The 20509-nt window shown below is 46.0% G+C and carries 17 protein-coding genes; 5 read left to right on the top strand and 12 right to left on the bottom strand.

Annotation, left to right across the window (positions count from 1 at the left end; all coding sequences use genetic code 11):
* Positions 1-17: 17 nt before the first annotated feature.
* The 3 genes from gatB to gatC are packed head-to-tail and all read right to left on the bottom strand — an operon-like array spanning position 18 to position 3225.
* Positions 18-1448 carry an Asp-tRNA(Asn)/Glu-tRNA(Gln) amidotransferase subunit GatB gene (gene gatB, locus GYO_RS26075; RefSeq protein ID WP_003219444.1) on the bottom strand — a complete coding sequence of 477 codons (1431 nt, stop codon included), beginning with the start codon at positions 1446-1448 and terminating at the stop codon, positions 18-20.
* A gap of 13 nt (positions 1449-1461) precedes the next feature.
* Positions 1462-2919, bottom strand: coding sequence for an Asp-tRNA(Asn)/Glu-tRNA(Gln) amidotransferase subunit GatA (gatA, locus tag GYO_RS26070; RefSeq protein ID WP_003242878.1), 1458 nt, complete (start codon positions 2917-2919; stop codon positions 1462-1464).
* Positions 2920-2934: 15 nt separating this feature from the next.
* Complete coding sequence (gene gatC, locus GYO_RS26065) at positions 2935-3225, bottom strand: Asp-tRNA(Asn)/Glu-tRNA(Gln) amidotransferase subunit GatC (protein WP_003219442.1); 291 nt, start codon at positions 3223-3225, stop codon at positions 2935-2937.
* A 414-nt stretch (positions 3226-3639) separates the two neighbouring features.
* Here gatC and opuE point away from each other — a divergent pair, with 414 nt between their 5' ends.
* Entirely contained in the window at positions 3640-5118 is a 1479-nt protein-coding gene (opuE, locus tag GYO_RS26060) for a sodium/proline symporter PutP (protein WP_014112937.1), read from the top strand.
* A 105-nt stretch (positions 5119-5223) separates the two neighbouring features.
* Positions 5224-5922, top strand: coding sequence for an MgtC/SapB family protein (locus GYO_RS26055; RefSeq protein ID WP_072181537.1), 699 nt, complete (start codon positions 5224-5226; stop codon positions 5920-5922).
* A 37-nt stretch (positions 5923-5959) separates the two neighbouring features.
* Here the strand turns inward: GYO_RS26055 and GYO_RS26050 are convergent, their stop codons facing one another.
* From GYO_RS26050 to pcrB, 5 genes are all read right to left on the bottom strand, one after another.
* Positions 5960-6961 carry a phosphotransferase enzyme family protein gene (locus GYO_RS26050; RefSeq protein WP_014112935.1) on the bottom strand — a complete coding sequence of 334 codons (1002 nt, stop codon included), beginning with the start codon at positions 6959-6961 and terminating at the stop codon, positions 5960-5962.
* Positions 6962-7145: 184 nt separating this feature from the next.
* Complete coding sequence (locus tag GYO_RS26045; protein ID WP_014112934.1) at positions 7146-8336, bottom strand: CamS family sex pheromone protein; 1191 nt, start codon at positions 8334-8336, stop codon at positions 7146-7148.
* A 15-nt stretch (positions 8337-8351) separates the two neighbouring features.
* Positions 8352-10358, bottom strand: a complete 2007-nt coding sequence (gene ligA / locus GYO_RS26040; RefSeq protein WP_014112933.1) for an NAD-dependent DNA ligase LigA — start codon at positions 10356-10358, stop codon at positions 8352-8354.
* Between the two features lie 23 nt (positions 10359-10381).
* The gene (pcrA, locus tag GYO_RS26035) at positions 10382-12601 is read right to left on the bottom strand and encodes a DNA helicase PcrA (protein ID WP_014112932.1); all 2220 of its coding nucleotides are present in this window, start codon (positions 12599-12601) and stop codon (positions 10382-10384) included.
* A 61-nt stretch (positions 12602-12662) separates the two neighbouring features.
* Positions 12663-13349: a heptaprenylglyceryl phosphate synthase gene (pcrB, locus tag GYO_RS26030; RefSeq protein ID WP_014112931.1), complete on the bottom strand. Its 687-nt coding sequence runs from the start codon at positions 13347-13349 to the stop codon at positions 12663-12665.
* Positions 13350-13594: 245 nt separating this feature from the next.
* Here pcrB and GYO_RS26025 point away from each other — a divergent pair, with 245 nt between their 5' ends.
* The gene (locus tag GYO_RS26025; protein ID WP_014112929.1) at positions 13595-15172 is read left to right on the top strand and encodes an FMN-binding glutamate synthase family protein; all 1578 of its coding nucleotides are present in this window, start codon (positions 13595-13597) and stop codon (positions 15170-15172) included.
* A 37-nt stretch (positions 15173-15209) separates the two neighbouring features.
* On the opposite strand, the gene GYO_RS26020 is transcribed toward GYO_RS26025, so the two are convergent.
* Genes GYO_RS26020 through GYO_RS26010 form a run of 3 tightly spaced genes read right to left on the bottom strand, consistent with a single transcriptional unit; the run spans position 15210 to position 18291 of the window.
* Positions 15210-15524 (bottom strand): YerC/YecD family TrpR-related protein, encoded by a 315-nt coding sequence (locus GYO_RS26020; RefSeq protein ID WP_003219429.1) that lies wholly within the window; start codon positions 15522-15524, stop codon positions 15210-15212.
* A 2-nt stretch (positions 15525-15526) separates the two neighbouring features.
* A complete protein-coding gene (locus tag GYO_RS26015; protein WP_014112928.1) occupies positions 15527-16522 on the bottom strand; it encodes a DUF3048 domain-containing protein in 996 nt (331 codons plus the stop codon).
* A 26-nt stretch (positions 16523-16548) separates the two neighbouring features.
* On the bottom strand, positions 16549-18291 hold the full coding sequence (locus tag GYO_RS26010; RefSeq protein WP_014112927.1) for an adenine deaminase: 1743 nt from the start codon (positions 18289-18291) through the stop codon (positions 16549-16551).
* A 129-nt stretch (positions 18292-18420) separates the two neighbouring features.
* Here GYO_RS26010 and GYO_RS26005 point away from each other — a divergent pair, with 129 nt between their 5' ends.
* Positions 18421-18654, top strand: coding sequence for a YgaP family membrane protein (locus GYO_RS26005; RefSeq protein WP_014112926.1), 234 nt, complete (start codon positions 18421-18423; stop codon positions 18652-18654).
* A gap of 14 nt (positions 18655-18668) precedes the next feature.
* Here GYO_RS26005 and GYO_RS26000 read toward each other — a convergent pair whose 3' ends face one another.
* Positions 18669-19943 (bottom strand): APC family permease, encoded by a 1275-nt coding sequence (locus GYO_RS26000; protein WP_014112925.1) that lies wholly within the window; start codon positions 19941-19943, stop codon positions 18669-18671.
* Positions 19944-20086: 143 nt separating this feature from the next.
* Here GYO_RS26000 and GYO_RS25995 point away from each other — a divergent pair, with 143 nt between their 5' ends.
* Positions 20087-20509 carry an Lrp/AsnC family transcriptional regulator gene (locus GYO_RS25995; protein WP_014112924.1) on the top strand — a complete coding sequence of 141 codons (423 nt, stop codon included), beginning with the start codon at positions 20087-20089 and terminating at the stop codon, positions 20507-20509.

The following is a 20509-nucleotide window of genomic DNA, read 5'->3' as shown; positions in this document are numbered from 1 at the left end:
GCGGGCTGCTTTTTTTATTAGCGTTTTTTAATTTCTTCAAGCAGGATTTTGTTAACCATCGGCGGGTTGGCTTGTCCTTTGGACGCTTTCATAATCTGGCCGACAAGGAATCCGATCGCACGGTCTTTCCCGTTTTTAAAGTCTTCGATTGATTGAGGATTGTTGTCAAGCGCCTCTGTGACAAGCTTCAGAAGCACGCCTTCGTCAGAAATCTGAACGAGGCCTTTCTCTTTCACAATCTTCTCAGCGTCGCCGCCTTTTTCAATCAATTCCTTAAACACTTTCTTCGCGATCTTAGAAGAAATGGTTCCTTTTTCAATCAATTTGATCATGCCGGCAAGGCCTTCAGGTGTCAGCGCAACGTCAGCAAGCTCTTTTTGCTCAGCATTCAGATAGGCTGACACTTCACCCATCAGCCAGTTGGACGCTTGTTTGGCTTCAGCGCCTTTTTGAACGGTTTCTTCGAAGAAATCAGCCATTTCTTTTGTCAGCGTCAGAACCATCGCGTCATATGCAGGCAATCCAAGCTCTTCGATATAACGCTTGCGGCGCTCATCCGGAAGTTCAGGAATGCTTGCTTTTACGCGTTCCTTCCATTCGTCATCAATGTAGAGCTCGACAAGGTCTGGCTCTGGGAAGTAACGGTAGTCGTCAGATCCCTCTTTGACACGCATGAGAATGGTTTTCTTCGTTGCTTCGTCGTAACGGCGTGTTTCCTGCTGGATGACGCCGCCGGAGAGAAGAACCTGCTCCTGGCGTTTTTCTTCGTGTTCAAGACCTTTTTGAACAAACGCAAAGGAGTTCAAGTTTTTCAATTCTGTTTTTGTGCCGAATTCCTCTTGGCCGATCGGACGAAGAGAGATATTGGCGTCACAGCGAAGTGAGCCTTCTTCCATTTTACAGTCAGAAACGCCAGTATATTGGATGATGGACTTCAGCTTTTCAAGATACGCGTACGCTTCTTCCGGCGTGCGGATATCCGGCTCTGATACGATCTCAACAAGCGGCGTTCCCTGGCGGTTGAAGTCAACAAGAGAATAGCCGTCGCCTGTATGCGTCAGTTTTCCGGCATCTTCTTCAAGGTGAAGGCGTGTGATGCCGATGCGTTTTGTTTTTCCGCCGACTTCAATTTCGATCCAGCCGTTTTCGCCGATTGGCTTATCAAATTGAGAAATCTGATACGCTTTTGGGTTGTCCGGATAAAAATAGTTTTTGCGGTCAAACTTCGTATCCGTTGCGATCTCACAGTTGAGTGCCATAGCGGCTTTCATTGCAAATTCAACGGCTTCTTTGTTCAGAACAGGCAGGACGCCCGGGTATCCGAGGTCAATGACGCTTGTCTGCGTATTCGCCTCCGCGCCGAATGGCGTTGGAGAGCTTGAGAAAATTTTTGATTTTGTTTTTAACTCGACGTGGACTTCAAGTCCAATTACCGTTTCAAAGTTCAATTTTTTTCACCCCTTACAGTTCAGGTTTTGCTTTATGATGGTCTGTCGCTTGTTCAAAAGCATGAGCAACACGGTATACAGTGCTTTCATCAAAGTGTTTTCCGATGATTTGCAGGCCGAGCGGAAGTCCGTCTGCTAATCCGCATGGCACACTGATTCCCGGTACGCCGGCAAGGTTGACCGGAATCGTTAAGATATCGTTTGCGTACATTGTAAGCGGATCTTTCGTATTTTCACCGATTTTAAATGCTGGTGTCGGTGTCGTCGGTCCGACAATAACATCATATTTCTCAAATACGTCTTCGAAGTCTTTCTTAATCAAGGTACGCACTTTTTGCGCTTTTTTGTAGTACGCATCGTAGTAGCCTGAGCTTAAAGCGAACGTTCCGAGCATGATGCGGCGTTTGACTTCATTTCCGAAACCTTCAGCGCGCGTTTGCTTGTAAAGGTCGATCAGGTTGTCCGCGTTGTCTGTACGGTAGCCGTAGCGGATGCCGTCAAAGCGTGCAAGGTTGGCTGACGCTTCAGAAGATGACAGCAGGTAATATGTCGCAAGCGCGTATTTGCTGTGCGGAAGAGACACTTCTTCCCATGTAGCGCCGAGGCCTTCAAGAACTTTCAACGCGGCAAGTACAGATTCTCTCGCTTCTTTGCCGACACCTTCACCAAGGTATTCTTTCGGAACGGCGATTTTCAGTCCTTTGATATCGCCAGTTAATGAAGAAAGAAAATCAGGCACGTCCACATTTGCACTCGTGGAGTCCATTTTGTCTACGCCGGAAATCGCTTGAAGCAAGAATGCGTTGTCCTCAACCGTACGAGTAATCGGCCCGATTTGGTCTAATGAAGACGCAAATGCGACGAGCCCGTAACGGGATACACGTCCGTATGTAGGCTTTAATCCGACTACGCCGCAGAAAGATGCAGGCTGACGGATGGAACCGCCTGTGTCAGATCCAAGAGAAAACGGAACTTCTCCCGCAGCAACCGCAGCCGCTGAACCGCCGCTTGAACCGCCGGGAACTGTATCTAAGTTCCAAGGGTTTTTCGTCAGCTTGTAAGCTGAGTTTTCGGTAGATGACCCCATGGCGAATTCGTCCATGTTCAATTTTCCGATTGTGACCGCTTCAGCGTCTTGAAGGCGCTGAACAACAGTAGCATCGTAGATCGGATCGAAGTTTTCGAGAATTTTGCTGGAGCATGTTGTGCGCAGCCCTTTTGTTACGATATTATCTTTTACGCCGATCGGCATACCAAAAAGAAGACCGTGCTCAGAACGGCCGTCAACCGCCTCGTCAAGCTCCTTCGCGTACGCGCGCGCTCTTTCTTCATCTAATGCCAAAAAGGCTTGTACCTTATCATCAACCGCTTGGATGCGTTTATAAGATTCGTCAACCAGATCAGAAATCTTAATCTCTTTTTTATGTATGAGCTGTTTTAATTCTGTGATTTTATGATCAAATAATGACATTCTTGTGTCCCTCCTTTAGTCCAAAATTGATGGCACACGAATATAGCCGTCTTTATGGTCAGGCGCATTTTTCATAACGTCCTCAACCGGAAGACCTTTACCCGCTTCATCTTCTCTCATGACATTTTTCATTTTCAGCACGTGAGTTGTAGGCTCCACATTGTCTGTGTTGACCTCATTAAGCTCCTCGGCAAATGAAATGATGCTGTCAAGCTGTTCAGTGAACATTTTTGCTTCTTCTTCAGTAATCGCAAGTCTTGCAAGGTGCGCAACGTGCTTTACTTCTTCTATTGAAATTCGTGACATATGATCCACCTCCACATATTTCTCCGTTAAGTCATATAATACTGATCATATCAAAAACAAGCCCTCTAAAGCAACAAAACACCTTGGGACAGGCCTGTGTTTTCGAGACAATACCCTATATATTTTATACTAAAAAGAGGCAAAGGAGAAACGAAATACTTTTCTGAATATTTTTACTTTTATTATTTTTTGAAAACGCTTCATTCTTTATTCCCTTCTAGGTTTGCAATAGTATTTTCAGCTGGTGATTCAGGTTTCATCGCTTGAATGGCCGGGAATACTTTGTTAGGTTAAGTTAACAAGTGCACCTGCAAATGAATGACTTTAGGGTTTGCACTTGCGCCAGGCTGCTTAACTGGCACCATCAATTTGAGAGGTGATGCAACATTATTAGAAATGAAGAGAGGGTAAAATGTGAGTATTGAAATTATTATATCGTTAGGAATTTATTTTACTGCCATGCTGTTAATCGGCTGGTACTCGTTTAAGAAAACAACTGATATCAACGATTACATGCTTGGAGGAAGAGGTCTCGGACCGTTTGTCACAGCTTTGTCTGCCGGAGCGGCGGATATGAGCGGATGGATGCTGATGGGAATTCCAGGAGCAATGTTTGCGACAGGCTTGTCGACACTATGGCTTGCACTCGGTTTGACAATCGGCGCGTATTCGAACTATCTTCTTTTGGCTCCGCGTCTTAGAGCGTATACGGAAGCGGCGGATGACGCGATTACGATTCCCGATTTCTTTGATAAACGATTCCAGCATTCTTCGTCAGTGCTGAAAATTGTATCAGCTTTAATCATTATGATCTTTTTCACACTGTATACTTCTTCAGGTATGGTATCAGGCGGAAGATTATTTGAATCTGCTTTTGGAGCCGATTATACACTTGGACTCCTGCTGACTGCAGGCGTTGTCGTGTTATATACACTGTTTGGCGGTTTCCTTGCTGTCAGTCTGACTGACTTTGTACAGGGTGCGATCATGTTTGCAGCACTAGTGCTTGTGCCGATCGTTGCTTTTACCCAGCTGGGCGGCGTTTCTCCTGCTTTACATGAGATTACAGCTGTAGACCCAAAGCTATTGGATATTTTTAAAGGCGCGAGCGTCATTAGCATTATTTCTTATTTGGCCTGGGGCTTAGGCTACTATGGCCAGCCTCATATCATCGTCCGTTTTATGGCGATTAAGCATATCAAGGATTTAAAACCTGCGCGCAGAATCGGTATGAGCTGGATGATTATCTCCATTCTTGGTTCAACCGTAACGGGTTTAGTCGGTGTGGCTTACGCACATAAATTCGGAGTTGCTGTAAGTGATCCTGAAACGATTTTCATTATTTTTTCTAAAATATTGTTCCATCCATTAATTACGGGATTTTTGCTGTCTGCTATTTTAGCAGCGATTATGAGTTCGATCTCTTCTCAGCTTCTGGTAACAGCGAGCGCAATGACAGAAGATTTATACCGGACATTTTTCAGACGTGAAGCATCAGATAAAGAATTGGTCATGACCGGCCGGCTGTCAGTATTGATTATCGCGGTCATTGCGATTCTCATGTCCTTGAATCCAAGCAGCACGATTCTTGATTTGGTTGGTTATGCGTGGGCCGGATTCGGTTCTGCTTTTGGGCCTGCCATTTTACTGAGCCTGTATTGGAAACGGATGACTGAATGGGGCGCCCTTTCAGCCATGGTTGTGGGAGCTGCGACAGTATTAATTTGGATTACAACTGGTTTAGCTGACTCTACAGGCATCTATGAAATGATTCCAGGATTTTTCCTGAGTATGATTGCGGGTATTATCGGAAGCTTGATCACAAAACGTCCTGCAAAAGCCTCTTACCGTTTATTCGGTGTCATGGAAAAGCTGTTAAAACGCAAAAAGTAAGCAATAAGCCATCAAGCACTGCTTGGTGGCTTTTGTGCTCTTGTTTTGCTATAAATACTGTGAGAAAATCATATTTATTTAAAAACACCTTAGAGAAGGGGGAAGTTGCTGTTGAGCTGGTATATTGATCCTGATATATTATTAAAACTGGGCATTGCCACTTTGATAGGCATGGTCATCGGGCTTGAGCGCGAATTAAAAAATAAGCCGCTCGGATTAAAAACCTGTATCGTTATCGCCGTCAGCTCATGCATGCTGACGATCGTCAGTATTAATGCGGCATATCATTTCCCTAAATACTACCGCATCATGATGGATCCGCTGCGTCTGCCAGCACAAATCATCTCCGGCGTCGGGTTTATCGGAGCCGGTGTCATCTTGCGGAAAAGCAACGATGTCATTTCCGGCCTGACGACATCAGCTATGATCTGGGGGGCAGCAGGGCTCGGGCTGGCAACGGGAGCCGGATTTTATAAAGAAGCGTTTGCCAGTCTTCTGTTCATCCTGATCAGCGTGGAATTTCTCCCATGGGTGGTCAGAAAAATCGGTCCAGACCGCCTTCAGGAAAAAGACATCCGTATCAGAATGTCGCTTTCTGATAAAGACAAAATGACAGAGATTTTAAAAGAAATGAAAAGAAGAGATATCAAAACACACTCCGTCCGGATCGACGATCTGGGCGAAAAGGAATTTCCGATTATGGAAGTGAAGGTCCGCGTCCATAAAAACAGGTACACGACCGATGTCTACTATGACATTAAAGACATTGAAGGCGTAGTCGGCGTAAAGTGTGATACATTATAAAAGCCAATGGGACAGAATCCCATTGGCTTTTTTCTATCTACATCAGTGCGGAAAAATCAAATGCTGTGATCGGTGTGCCATTCTCTATATCTCTTCTGAAGCCGGCGAGCATTTCTTTTTCCTCTTCTCCTATTGCGTTAAGGTCAAACATCTGATGTAGCAGTCCATAAATCAGCATATGGCGGAGGCGGAGGAAATCAGGTATCCTTTCCAGCCATGCAGGATCAAGTTCATTTTTCTCCCAGTACCCTTTCATGAAATGCGTCATAAATTCTTCTGTAAACGCAGCTTTATCTTCATATGGCACAACCGGGTACCACAGCACATTGTAGAGGAGAATGCTGATATCGTTAATGAACCAATTATAGCCGATATCATCAAAATCAAATGCTGTGATTTTGCCATGATCCCAATGAAAATTGCCATGATGCAGATCCGCGTGCACCAAACCGTAGCTGTCCCGGCTTTTCGGCAGCCGCCGCAGTTCATTCATCAGAGAATCGGCTTGCTGAAACACTTTTGTCTGTTCTCCAGGCACATACTTTCTCAGCTTTAATTGCTCCTCTTCATCCCATTCCTGCCTTTTAAAAGCGGAATTGCTCAGTTTATAGCTTTTTGTCAGGCTGTGCATCTCGCCTGTGTATCTGCCAAGCTCATAAAATAGCGTTTCATTCCAGTCCGATTCATCTACTTTTTGCCCTGGCGCTTTCTCATACACTCTTAGTAAAAATGAACCGCCGTTTCCGTCTGGCACTTCTTCAACGTCTTTTCCGCCCAGCGACGGCAGCGGTTTGGCAACTGATAGCCCGCCTTCCGCAAGGTGACGAAGCCATTCCATTTCTCCCATAATATAATCAGAAGATCTCCGAATCGTATGGGTGATCTTTAAAATATAAGATTGATTGTCTTTCATAAATTCATATACATAGTTTTCCGCATCAGCCAGAAAACGTACCTGACTGTTTGAGAAACCGTATTTCATCGCAGCCTCTGCCAAAACCTGATCTTCATGAAATATGTTTTTGATTTCTTTATGCACGTCTAACTCCCTTTCTTTGCTATTGATTTGATATTGATTGTTTTCACACGAGTTCCAGCATCAACATACCTCCCCCTAATTTGTGTTTCGGCAGTAGCGAAAATGCATCTTTTTTCCTTTTCCTGCTAATTGTAACATAAAAAAACCCTTGCGCCATATTGGCACAAGGGTTCTGCTTTGTTTATCAGTCATAAATGTGAACAGTCGGCTCTTTATCTCCGGCATTGCGGATAATGACCGCTTCCTGTCCGTCTGAGGATGTGATATTGACTTCGACATCAACTGAGCTCTTGGAGTAGTAATCCATCACTTCACCCGTTAAAAACTGGGTAAACGCGACAACTTCACTTTTTCCGTAGAATTGCATTGGAATGTCAATCTTCATTTTCGACATTTCATCATTTTCATATAACGCTGTACCTACAACGCCTGTGTAGTTCGGGAAATATTCTTCAATTGCGTTTTTGAACCGCTTAAAGACCTCGGTGTCATCCGGGTATTTTTCTGCTGTCGTTGTATCCGCCGGATAAAATACATATTTTTCGTTTATGTCATCCCAGTTTGAGATATCCGTGGAGCCAGCTTTGACTTCTGTTTTGGCGATGAAGTTCCCCGGCACAATCGATGTTTTTGAAGCCTGCTTATAGAGCGCGACTGTGATCGGCACATTCTTCAGGTTATCTTTTTTACGGAGGCGGTTAATGACCTCTTGTGCGATTTTTTCTCCCTGCTCGCGAAGCGTGCTGTCCTTAATCTCCACTTCTTTTTGAGGGTCGCCTGTTTTTTCACGATAGTAATACACGGAGTTTAATGCCAGCCCGATCATCACGCCGCCAAGCTGGATGGAATTCTTGTCTTTTCTGACTAAATAATCGTGCTCCAGCATGGATGCTAAATAAACCGGGCTGTTTTCGTTCTTTTCTTCTGTTGAACCGGAGTTCGGAAGCGCTGGGTTCAAGCCTTCATTTTTGAAGTTTTTATCTTCTTTTTGGGCTTTTTTCAGATCAGAGCCTGTTTTTTTCCGTGCCAGCCAGCTTAATACTGTATCTTCATCTAAATATTGTCCTTCTTGGAACAGATAATCGTCAGTCGAGAAAGAATCTTGGGCAAGACGCATCAGCCCTGTTTCAAACTCATCAATGTCCAGTCTTGTATTCAGCTGTTCCGTTGTTAAGCCGCGCGCTTTTCCTGCCTTAAACGGCAGCACCATTTTGTAATAGGAGTCAGAGATATTATATTTCGGGACAATCGCTTTTTCTGACGATTTCGCCGTCTTTTGCGTGATCTCTTCCTCCTTATCCCCCCCAAAACCTGACGAACAGGCAGACAGCATTAACACTGCCGCCGTTGCCGCCATTGCCAACGTCTTTTTCAATAGAAAACACTCCTCTTATTTCTTTAGCTCTCCCATTAACTGTTCTTCATTCCACACTTCAATGTTCAGCTCTTGTGCTTTTGTCAGCTTGCTTCCCGCCGCTTCTCCGGCGATGACCAAGTCTGTGTTTTTGCTGACGCTTCCAGTCAGCTTGCCGCCTAGCGCTTCGATTTGCGCTTTGGCATCGTTTCTTGACAGTTCTTCCAGCTTTCCTGTCAGAACAATTGTTTTACCGGCAAAGTAAGAATCGCTGTCCTCTGCTTTTACTTTTTTCGGGCCTTTGTAAAGTGTGTTTACGCCCAGCTCCTGAAGTTCATTCAAGAGATCAAGCATTTCTTCTTTATGAAAATAAGTGATGACCGCATCAGCCATTTTTTCACCGATTTCATCGATTGCGAGAAGCTCCTCTTTTGAAGCTTTTTTCAGGTTCTCCAAGCTTTCAAAATGCATGGCAAGCGTCTTTGCGGCCTTTGAACCGATAAAGCGGATGCCGAGTCCGAATAGCAAGCGCTCTAACGAGTTCTCTTTTGATTTTTGGATGGAGCTAATCAGGTTTTCAGTGGATTTTTCGCCCATGCGTTCGAGCTGGATGACCTGTTCCTTCGTCAGCTTATACAAATCCGCCACATTGCGGACAAGGTTCTCATCAAACAGCTGTGTGATAACTCGTTCGCCAAGCCCGTCAATGTTCATGGCATTGCGGGAAACGAAATGGATCAGCCCTTCCCGGATTTGTGCCGGACATTCAGGATTAATGCAGCGAAGCGCCACTTCTCCTTCGATGCGGACGAGTTCGCTCCCGCATTCAGGACATTCCGTCGGCATGCTGAATTCCTTTTCTTCTCCTGTGCGCTGTTCAACAAGGACGTTCACGACTTCCGGAATGATATCGCCCGCTTTTTTAATGACGACCTTATCTAATATCCGAATATCCTTCTCTTTAATTAAATCTTCGTTATGAAGGGATGCTCTTGAGACCGTTGTGCCGGCAACTTTTACCGGCTCAAGAATGGCGGTCGGCGTAATTACACCCGTTCTGCCGACATTTAATTCGATGTCGAGAAGCTTTGTCACGACCTCTTCAGCAGGAAATTTATAGGCGATGGCCCAGCGCGGGCTTTTCGCCGTAAAACCGAGCTCCTCCTGCTGATCAAGAGAATCAACTTTAATCACGATGCCGTCAATTTCATACGGGAGGTCAGCGCGCTTAGCCTGAAACTCATCGATCAGTGCAATAACTTCTTCTATGCTGTCGCATTTTTTTCGTTCCTGGTTTGTTTTAAATCCGATTTCGTCGAGAAAATCAAGCCCCTGGCTTTGCGTCTCCACACCCATCTCGTCAAGCTCCGCTATACTGTAGACGAAGATATCGAGGTTTCGTTTCGCTGCAATTTTCGGATCGAGCTGTCTGAGTGATCCCGCGGCGGCATTTCGCGGATTGGCGAACGGTTCTTCTTCGTTTTTGATCCGTTCCTCATTGAGCGCTTCAAACGAACGCTTCGGCATATACGCCTCGCCGCGCACTTCGATCGACAGATCACGTTTCATTTTGAGCGGAATATTGCGGATCGTCTTCAGATTCTCCGTAATATCCTCTCCCGTCGTTCCGTCACCTCTTGTGGCTCCTCTGACAAAATAGCCGTCTTCATAACGGAGAGAAACAGCAAGACCGTCTATTTTCAGCTCCACATTATACGCCACATCGTCGCCGACGGCCTGGCGCACCCGGCGGTCGAAATCACGAAGATCATCGGCATTAAAGGCGTTGCCCAGACTGAGCATCGGCGTGCCGTGTGTGACTTTCTGAAACGCTTCAAGCACAGATCCGCCGACACGCTGCGTAGGAGAGTCAGGTGTTCTGAGGTCTGGATGCTCCTCCTCGATCGCAATCAGCTCCTGCATCAATCTGTCGTATTCAGCATCAGGGACGCTCGGTTCATCTAAGGTGTAATATTCATAGCTATACTTGTTGATGGTGCGGCGCAGTTCGTCTGCCCGCTGCTTCGCTGTTTCTTTGTCCATCTGCTTCTTCCTTTCCTCTTCAATTACTGCTTTTCAATAGGAGCAAATGCTGCTAACAGGCGTTTCACGCCGACTGGGCTTGGGAAGGCAATATCGAGCTCCGTCCCTTCTCCTTCGCCTTTCACGCTGACGACAGTTCCTGTTCCCCATTTTTTATGGCCGGCCTTATCTCCCACTGCCCAGTTTAAGGTGTCGCCGCCTGTTTTGCTGGCGTAGGATACCGGACGTGAAACAGGGCCGCGTCTCGGCTGCATTTTTCTCGCAGACGGCGCTCTCGTTTCTTTTTTCTCATTTAGGTTTTCCAATAAATCATCCGGTATTTCAGCAATAAAGCGAGATTCCGGGTTCATATTTGTTCGGCCAAACAAGGTGCGCATTTTGGCATTGGTCAGATAAAGCTCCTGCTCCGCCCTTGTAATCCCAACGTAAGCAAGGCGGCGTTCTTCTTCCATTTCCGCTTCCTCCATTAATGAACGGCTATGCGGGAAGACGCCTTCTTCAAGCCCCATCAAGAAAACAACCGGAAACTCCAGTCCTTTTGCTGCGTGCAGTGTCATCAGGGTGATTGCATCCTTGCCGCCTGACTCTTCCTCTTTCTGGTCGAGCTGATCAATATCTGCAATCAGCGCCAAGTCTGTCAGAAACGCAACAAGTGTCTTATCTTCGCTTTTCTGTTCAAAGTTTTTCGTAACAGACAGGAACTCGTCGATGTTTTCTAAACGGCTTTGGGCTTCGATTGATTTCTCAGCCTTCAGCATTTCTCTGTATTCCGTCTTATCAAGAATTTCTTCTGTCAGCTCTGTAATGGATAAGTAATCCTGCATATTGGTCAGGTTTTCAATCATCTGCCTGAAGCTGTCAAGCGCGTTAGCTGCCTTGGCGCTAACGCCGATAAAATCAACCTGCTGAATGGCTTGGAAGAATGATAAGCCGTTCATCGCCGCATACGAAGCGATTTTTTCAAGTGATGTCGCACCGACTCCGCGTTTCGGCACATTGACAATGCGCGTGAAACTGATATCGTCATCTGGATTGGATACGAGACGCAGGTACGCGAGAATGTCTTTAATTTCTTTTCTGTCATAGAACTTTGTGCCGCCGACAATGTTATAGTTCAAGCCTGCTTTGAGAAGCGTTTCCTCAATCACACGGGACTGCGCGTTTGTCCGGTACAAAATGGCGATATCCGACAGCTTCCGCTTGCCTGAGCTGTGAAGCTGATGAATCTTACCGGCCACAAACTGTCCTTCGCCGAACTCATTATCTCCGCGGTAATAAGAAATTTTGATGCCTTCATCGTTTTCCGTCCACAAATTTTTCGGTTTGCGGTTTGAGTTGTTTTTGATGACCTCGTTAGCCGCACGCAATATCCGTTTCGTTGAACGGTAATTTTGTTCAAGCAAAATCACGCTGGCGTTCGGGTAATCCTTTTCAAAAGAAAGGATGTTGGCGATATCCGCGCCGCGCCATCTGTAGATCGACTGATCAGAGTCCCCGACAACGCAAAGGTTCTGGAAACGCTCTGCAAGCTGCTTAACAAGCATGTATTGGGCTCTGTTCGTATCTTGATACTCATCGACGTGGATGTACTGGAATTTGCGCTGATAAAATTCAAGCACTTCCGGTACACGGTCAAACAATTTAATGGTCGTCATAATCAAGTCGTCGAAATCAAGCGATTGATTTTTCAGCAGTTTCTTCTGATAATCAGTGTATACATCGCTGACGACCTGATCATAGTAGCCGCCTGCAACTTTAGAGAATTCTTCCGGTTCGGTCAATTCGTTTTTCGCACTGCTGATTGTGCCGAGAATGCTTCTTGGGTCAAACTTCTTCGGATCAAGATTGCGCTCCTTCAAAATCCCCTTGATGACTGAAAGCTGGTCTGCCGTATCAAGGATGGAGAAATTGCGGTTGATCCCGATCCGGTCGATATCTCTGCGCAAGATCCGCACGCACATGCTGTGGAATGTGGAAATCCAGATATCGTCCGCGCCCGGTCCGAGAATGCTTTCCACACGTTCTTTCATTTCGCGTGCTGCTTTATTTGTAAATGTGATCGCCAGAATGTTCCACGGCGCCACATGCTTTTCCGCCATTAAATAAGCGATTCTGTGTGTCAGGACACGCGTCTTTCCGCTTCCCGCTCCCGCCATCAGCAAGAGAGGCCCGTCCGTTGTTTTGACAGCTTCCTGCTGAACGGGGTTTAATCCGCTTAATAATTGATTGCTAATATAATTCAAAATTTGTTCACCCGCCTATACAAAACATATGTTCTATCATAAACCAAATCCGTACAATTTACTACTCGCCTTTCACAGCCGCTACTGTTTTCAAAGCCCGGTCAAAATCTTCATACACCGCATTGCCAACCACAATCACGTCAGCATGCTCAGCATACTGCTTTGCCGTTTCCGCATCCTTGATGCCGCCGCCGTAAAACAAGGTGGACGTTTCCAATACAGCCTTCGTTTTCTTCACTGCTTCTATGTCTCCAAGCACGCCGCTGTATTCCAAATAAAAAATTGGAAGACGCAACAGTTCAGACACACGCGCATAGGCGACAATATCGTCAATACTGAGATCAGCATCCGCTTCAGTCAGTGCCGCCGCTTTGCAATCAGGATTAGCGATGCAGTAGCCTTCCGCCACGATTTCTTCCATAGACATCAGTTCTCCGTATTCCTTCATGGCTTTCTGGTGCATTCCGACAATCCAGTCTGTGTTTTTGCTGTTTAATACGCTCGGAATAAAATATAAGTCAAAGCCGGGAACGATTGCTTCTATCGCTGACACCTCAAGGACACACGGCACCAAAAACCGTCTCACCTTAGACATCATCCGCAGGACATTGTCCTCTGTCACACCATCGCTTCCTCCGATAATGACCGCATCCGTTCCTGATTCACAAAGAATCTCCAGCTGTTCATCAGGCAAATCTTTATTTGGATCGAGTTTAAAGACATGCTTCCACTCCGTTACATCGTACACGTCATACGTTCCTCCATTCGTTTGTTACCATTTAAACATTATAACAAATTCACCTAGCGCGGAAAAACGGAAAAAGCCGTTAATCTCGTTATTCACTGAAAAAGGTATTTTGATTCTTTTTCCATAAAAAAGAGAGCTCCAGAAAGCCTTCAATAGCTTCAAGGTCTGGGCAAAAGATTCCCTTTTGTTATTGTTTGGAAAGTGTTCAACTGTGGAAATGGATACATAAAAAGGGAGGGTGACAGATGGAATCCATCATTATTGCACTCATCGCATTTATTATCGGGATTATTGCCATCCCCATCGTTTTGTTTGTATGGATCTACATAAAGGATGAAAAACAGGAGGAGCATTCGATTCTCCGCAACTATCCCGTCATCGGAAGGTTTCGATATATCTTTGAAAAAATCGGTCCGGAGCTCAGGCAGTATTTATACAGCAATGACAATGAGGAGCAGCCCTTTTCCCGAAAGGAATATGAACAAACCGTCATCTCGGGCAAATACAAAAGCAGAATGATGGGCTTTGGATCTGTAAGAGATTTTGATAAACCGGGTTTTTATATCCGTAACGCTCTTTTTCCGAAACAAAAAGAAGAAATGCATGTAAACCAAACGCCTAAAATCGAAACCCAAATCTATAAAATCGATGCTGACAATCTATTCAAACGCAAGGAACACGCCGAACATATTAAGGCTGATCCGTATTTTCTCCACCCTGATGATGTGCAGGTGATCGGTGAGCATACATGCGAGAAGCCTTTTTATGTGAAGGGATTAGTCGGCCAGTCTGCCATGAGCTACGGTTCCCTTGGAGAACGGGCGATTACGGCGCTCTCAAAAGGGCTTCATCAGGCAGGCGGCACATGGATGAATACCGGTGAAGGAGGATTATCTGAGTATCACTTAAAGGGCAATGCCGATATCATTTGCCAAATCGGACCGGGGCTTTTTGGCGTGCGCAAAAGAAACGGAGAATTTTCATGGGAGGAGTTTAAAAGAAAAAGCAGGCTTGACCAAATTAAAGCCTTTGAACTGAAGCTGGCGCAAGGAGCGAAAACCCGCGGTGGCCATGTGGATGGCGCCAAGGTATCAGAAGAAGTGGCAGACATTCGGAATGTCGAACCGGGGAAATCGATTGACAGCCCGAACCGCTTTTATGAATTTTCAAGCGCTCCCGAAATGCTCGACTTTATTGAGAAACTTAGAGATGTCGGGCAAAAGCCAGTCGGAATCAAAATTGTTGCAGGCCATCCTGACGAATTGCACGAGCTTTTCTCCCATATGCAGAAAAGCGGACAGCATCCAGACTTTATCACGATCGACGGGAGCGAAGGCGGTACCGGCGCTTCCTTTTATGAGCTCGCTGACACAGTCGGCCTACCGATTATGACAGCGCTGCCTATTGTTGATACGCTCCTTAGACAATATGGCTTGCGCGGCCAGCTGAAAATCTTTGCTTCCGGGAAACTCCTGACTCCTGACAAAATCGCGGTCGCTTTAGCCCTCGGCGCTGACTTTGTCAACATTGCACGGGGCATGATGTTTTCAGTCGGCTGCATCCGCGCTCTCGTCTGCCACACCAACACTTGTCCGGCAGGTGTAGCGACAACAGATCCAAAACTGCAAAAAGCACTGAGCGTTGAGGAAAAACAGCATCGTGTCTGCAATTACGTCATTTCGCTGCGCGAGGGGCTGTTTAACCTTGCAGCCGCAGCGGGCATCAATTCGCCGGTCCGCTTTTCCAAGGAGCATGTTGTCTATCGAAAAGAGGATGGCAGCATCGTCGACATCGACAAACTGATCCACCAATTTGTTTCATAAAGAAACCGCCCATGCCGAACGGCAGGGCGGTTCTCTGTCATTTAGAAGAAGACTCAGTTTCAGTTTCCTTCACACGGTCAAGCGCCATTTCATAAGCGTCATTTCCGTAATTTAAGCAGCGTTTCACACGGGAAATCGTAGCCGTGGAAGCACCTGTTTCTGTTTCAATCTTATGATACGTGTTTCCTTCGCGAAGCATGCGCGCCACTTCAAGACGCTGAGCCAGCGATTGAATTTCGTTAATTGTGCAAAGATCATCGAAGAACCGGTAACATTCCTCCAGGTCTTTCAGCGATAAGATCGAGTTGAATAACTGGTCCAGCTCTTTGCCGCGTAATTTATCGATTTGCATCGTTACACACCTTCTCCTTTACTAATGGAAGCCGCATCGAGATCAGGCACGATATTAATCCAAGTCTTTCCTGGCACAAACGGCAGCCATTTGCCGTCTTTTACCGGCACAATTCTACCGTTTACTTGTTTCCAGTCTGTTTCAATAACGTTTCCGTGCTGAAACAACAGACCTTTGCCCCCTGATTCCAGGTCGATGTCCCGCCTTCCATCTTGATCAATAGTATGATGGCTGGCTTCAACAATGAAAATATTTTGCATTGCAACCGGCTTTCCGGTTTCCCGGTCTGTCGTTATGACACCATCAGAGCTTCTTGTATAAGCTTCAGCTTTTTTATCATATTTGTATTCGACAAGATTTGTAACGTTCTTTGTTCCATAATCTACCCGAACATTGTAAGATTCATTTGCAGGTTTTGCTTCTGATGTTTGAAACAGCAGCGGATCTGTTTCCCGCTTCAGCTCATATCCCTTTTGTTCCGCCGCCTTTTTTATGTAATCATAAGACGTGTAGGAATTGTGGGGCGGTTTGCTAAAATCAGCTCTCCAAAATAAGCTTCCGTCAAAATCCAATCCGTTAATATAATCGGCAGCTCCGGATTCCAGCTGCTCTTTGGCGCCGGGACTCCAGCCGTGATGAACAAATATGCTGTCAAAGCCATTGCTGAGAGTGACGAAATATTCCCGCGCGCTTCGCACAGGTCCGACAGTTTCAGGCATCTGGCTTTGGAAAATGGCCAGAAATCTTGTAATTTGCCCTTCGGCCAGCGCTTCTATGACAATGTCGGCTTTAGACAGTCCTGATTGCGGCCTCGCCTTCGGGTGATTGTTCACCACAACAGCAACAGGCCGGCGTTCAGTCACCTTCTGTTCAGTCTCCAGTCCCGTCAAAGGAGCTTTCAGCTTCTTTTCAGCATCCGGGACAGCATCCTTCTGCTGGCAGGATACCAGCAGAAAAAACACGAAACACAGCACGCAACCTGTCATCCATTTTTTCATATGTCGGCTCCCCGCTCTTTTATATTTTAACGCATTATCGATGGAAAGAGTACAGTTTTTTTCATGACGTCGAAGATTCCTCTCGGCGTAATGCGTATATACGGAAGGTGCGTACTTTGCAAAAAGAGCAGCGTATAGACGGGATCACAATACTCGTAGCCTCTTTCAGTCAAAAGATCTCTCAGCTTTTGTTCCTTCTCCAGCACGTCTTCATACGCTTCCGAAGAGGCGCAGCCGCACAGCGCAAGCGGAATTTCATGCAGAATGTTCCCGTTTTCCGCAAGGACGATTCCTCCCCCGATCTCTTTCATGCGGGCGAAAGCGAGCAGCATATCCGCTTTATTTTTTCCGATCGCGACAATATCGCCTGTCGTCGTAAAGGAGCTCACAAATCCCTGCACGCTTGAGGCAAAGCCTTTTATCATCGTATTGACGCGCCATTTCCCATGTCTGTCAAGCATCGTCAAATAACTTTCATCATGGTCAAATGAGAGCTGTTCCATCGAATTGTCGATCTCAATCATATACGGCTCCATAATGACCGCATTCCGCATTTTCACGCCCATCGGCATGGAAAACTGCAAATCATCCATCGTCATATCATATGAAAGCTCAAGCGGGACAAGACCGCCTTTGCTCCAACCCGTCTTTGTAAACGCCTTCAAATCACAGCCGTCTTCACGAAGGATGGTCCCTTTTGACAGAACGGTCACGGGATTCGGGTTTAACGGATCTTCAAGTATATTTAGCGATGCCAGTCTTCCCGGTCCGACCACTCCTAAATAATCATCCATTTGGTAATACTTTGCGATATTAAATGATGCCATATTGTAGGCATCGATTGCCGGAACTCCTTCTTCTAACGCGATGCGGATCAGTTCGTTTGTCATGCCGCCTTTATAGAAATTCGGCGTCGCGCCGTCTGTCGTGTAAAAGAAATGGTCATAATAGCGGAAACCCTTCTCATGCAGCTCCTGCAAGATTTTTCTTACATCAGGGCGAATGGAAGAGTTCCGAAGAGAAACATAGTAGCCTAGTTCCAGCCTTCTCATCACTTCATCACCTGTCATCGCTTCATGATCACAATCCGCTCCGAACAGCTTCATTTTTGTAAGCGTTTTATCTGAAGCGCCGGGAAAATGCCCTTCAATGCGTTTCCTCTGCTTCTTTGTAGCTTGCATGCAGTGAAGCATTAAATCATCACCATCTACCAAACGAGGCCATCCGGTCATTTCTCCGCCTTGAATCACATCCGGATGTTCAATCCACTGCTTTCTGACATCAAACGGAAGAACGTGATCCTCATTCAGAACCTCGGTCTGGAGGTCATAGCGTGACCACCAAAAATATTGAACAGGCTGCTTTTTGAGTTCATTTAAAATGGTAAGCGCTTTCTTTTTTCCGCTTTGTAAAAGCAAAAATAAGTTATCATTCACAAATGTCGTTGTTCCGTATTGAGACACATATTCCGCCAGCGTTTGGGGATTATATATTTGAAAAGGATGTGCGTGCGGTTCGATATACCCTGGCACAATGTATTTTCCTTCACAATCAATCGTATGAATTTCTTCGGCTCTATTCGGAAGTTCATGACCCACATAAACAATGCGGTCCTGATAAATCCAAATGTTTTTTTTCAGCCATTGTTTTACATATGGATTTAAGACGAGAGCATTCCGTAAAAGGAGCGTTGGAAGCAGCTTTGAGTCTACAACATCAACCTGTGCCCTGATGTCTTTGTTTTTCCAGTTAAAGGTGCGTTCGGACATTCACATACTCTCCTTTACATGTATTAGACTCATGTTATCACATCCTTCCTCATCACGCACGGTTAAAACGTTACAAATTTTTGAAGGTTCAATTAAAAAATTTTTTTAAGTGAAAAGGAGCGGATTTCCATGAAACCAAACATCAGTCTCGTTAATGCCGTCTTCAGAATCGCCTGCGGACTGACGATTATGTCAGCCGCCAGCGCAAAGTTTACAAAAAAGCCTTGGTGCAGAATGCACCTCTTTTACATCTTTATGGGGGCCTTGAAAGCAGGTTCGGGAATTTTGCGCTTCTGCCCTGTGACCTACATGGTTCAAAACAGCGCTTCCGGCAATAACGAACAGGAGCATCAAAACAGATAAACAAAAAAGCTTGCTCACGAAACGTGATCAAGCTTTTTCTCACGGCATTCCTTTGTCTTCATATAGAGGTAGCCTGCAGCTGCCAGTGCTGCCGGATAAAGGAGTGCCCAGCCGCTGAAAGAGTAAATCACTGCGCACGCCGCAAACGCCCCGAATGCCATCCACCAGCCTGAATCTCGCCAGCTCAGCAGCTTCATGGCTGCCGCCATTGTACATATGTAAGATGCGATGAATGCCGCACTCGGCCCTTTTAACAGAGTTGTCAAATCGATTTGAAACAAGCCATATGCCCCAAGCACTAAGCCAAACACTGCGGCAAGCGCTGTTAATACACGGATAGGCGTATGTTTTGCCTCACTGAGTTTCCCGAAATATACAGGAATGTGCCCCTCTCTCGCCAAGGCGTACACCATTCTGGAAAAACCCGCAATATTGGCATGAATGGTGGAGAATGTGATAAACAGTGCTAAGCATACCGTTACATATACTCCGCTTTCCCCGGCTCCTTTTGAGATGAGCATGGCCAGCGATGCGATTTCTCCATTCTCTCCATATGAATGAGTCCCCACCGTCACAAATGACAGCATGATATACAGCCCTGCCACACAAGCCGCTCCCAAGAACAAGCTGATTGGAACATCTTTTTCAGGATGATGAAATTCCTCAGCCAATGGGGTAATCATTTCCCAGCCTACAAAAGAGAAAAAAATCATAACTGAAACAGATCCCGCGGCAGACCAGCCATGCGGAAGAAACGGTTCGAATTCTGCTGCTTTAACGTGAGGCAGTGACACGGCAACAGAAGTGACAAGCAGAAACACGATGACACAAATGACGAGTGTACTGATGTTCGCAGATAGTTGAATGCCTCTCATATGAAGCAAAATAGAGACAGCCAGCATACAGCATGCAATCAAAGTAATCTGCCAATCCGAAGCCTCTGTAACGTAACTGACGTAATGCGCGCCAGTCAAAGCGATGACGGGAACGCCGATTGGAACGGACCCTAACATGATCCAGCCCAAAACCGCTCCGACTTTTTTCTGAAAAGCCAGCTGCACGTAAGCCGTAATTCCTCCCGCGCTGGGTGCTATTTTCACAAGCCGGGCCAGTGTGCCGACAAGAAGAAAAGATAAGAAAGACATGAACACCCAAACAAATAAAGAAGCTGGACCGGCTGCGTCAGCAGTGACAGACGGCAGGATTAATATCCCGCAGCCTAAAACGGCCCCAATCGTTAGTGCCGTCCCTTGTATCCAAGTGATCGAACGCTGCAATTCTGGCAACATGATTCCTCCTCTCCCGTTGATGGCTTTATTATAAGAAAAATAAGACGGCATCCATATGCTACAATTAAGTTAAATCAACAGCATTACCTTATGATAAAAGGAATTTTCACGAATTCGCTTAAACATGTAAAGGAGCCAGACAAATGGACGATACAGATCTTCACATTCTCTCGCATTTGCAGCGAAATGGCAGATTAACGATGGTTGAGCTGGGAAAGCTCGTCGGCCTCAGCTCGCCAAGCGCGGCGGAACGTGTCAGGAAGCTGGAAGACAAAGGAGTGATTACCGGCTATAGCGCGAATATCTGTTACGAAAAACTAAACAAGCATGTTACGGCTTTTATCCTAATGGAGCCGAAAAGCTGCAAGCACTACGCCGCCTTTGCAAAAGCGCATCCTGATGTGGCAGAAAATCACCGCATTACAGGGATGTACAGCTATGTAACAAAAGTGGTGACAGAATCGGTACATACGCTTGAAGATTTTATTGATGCCTCGATGGCGCACGGAAAACCGACCACGCTGGTTGTACTTTCTTCTTCCGCTCACCACCCCGCTTTTGTATAA

Origin of the sequence: Bacillus spizizenii TU-B-10, from assembly GCF_000227465.1 — a bacterium.
Classification (GTDB): Bacteria; Bacillota; Bacilli; order Bacillales; family Bacillaceae; genus Bacillus; species Bacillus spizizenii.
Note: the sequence above shows the minus strand (reverse complement) of the source record. Positions and strands in the feature narration are given on the sequence as shown.

Coding starts and splice junctions, on each gene's coding strand:
- gatA (WP_003242878.1), bottom strand. CDS start 2,919: ATGTCATTATTTGATCATAAAATCACAGAATTAAAACAGCTCATACAT.
- gatC (WP_003219442.1), bottom strand. CDS start 3,225: ATGTCACGAATTTCAATAGAAGAAGTAAAGCACGTTGCGCACCTTGCA.
- ligA (WP_014112933.1), bottom strand. CDS start 10,358: ATGGACAAAGAAACAGCGAAGCAGCGGGCAGACGAACTGCGCCGCACC.
- GYO_RS26025 (WP_014112929.1), top strand. CDS start 13,595: ATGGAATCCATCATTATTGCACTCATCGCATTTATTATCGGGATTATT.
- GYO_RS26020 (WP_003219429.1), bottom strand. CDS start 15,524: ATGCAAATCGATAAATTACGCGGCAAAGAGCTGGACCAGTTATTCAAC.
- GYO_RS26015 (WP_014112928.1), bottom strand. CDS start 16,522: ATGAAAAAATGGATGACAGGTTGCGTGCTGTGTTTCGTGTTTTTTCTG.
- GYO_RS26010 (WP_014112927.1), bottom strand. CDS start 18,291: ATGTCCGAACGCACCTTTAACTGGAAAAACAAAGACATCAGGGCACAG.
- GYO_RS26005 (WP_014112926.1), top strand. CDS start 18,421: ATGAAACCAAACATCAGTCTCGTTAATGCCGTCTTCAGAATCGCCTGC.
- GYO_RS26000 (WP_014112925.1), bottom strand. CDS start 19,943: ATGTTGCCAGAATTGCAGCGTTCGATCACTTGGATACAAGGGACGGCA.
- GYO_RS25995 (WP_014112924.1), top strand. CDS start 20,087: ATGGACGATACAGATCTTCACATTCTCTCGCATTTGCAGCGAAATGGC.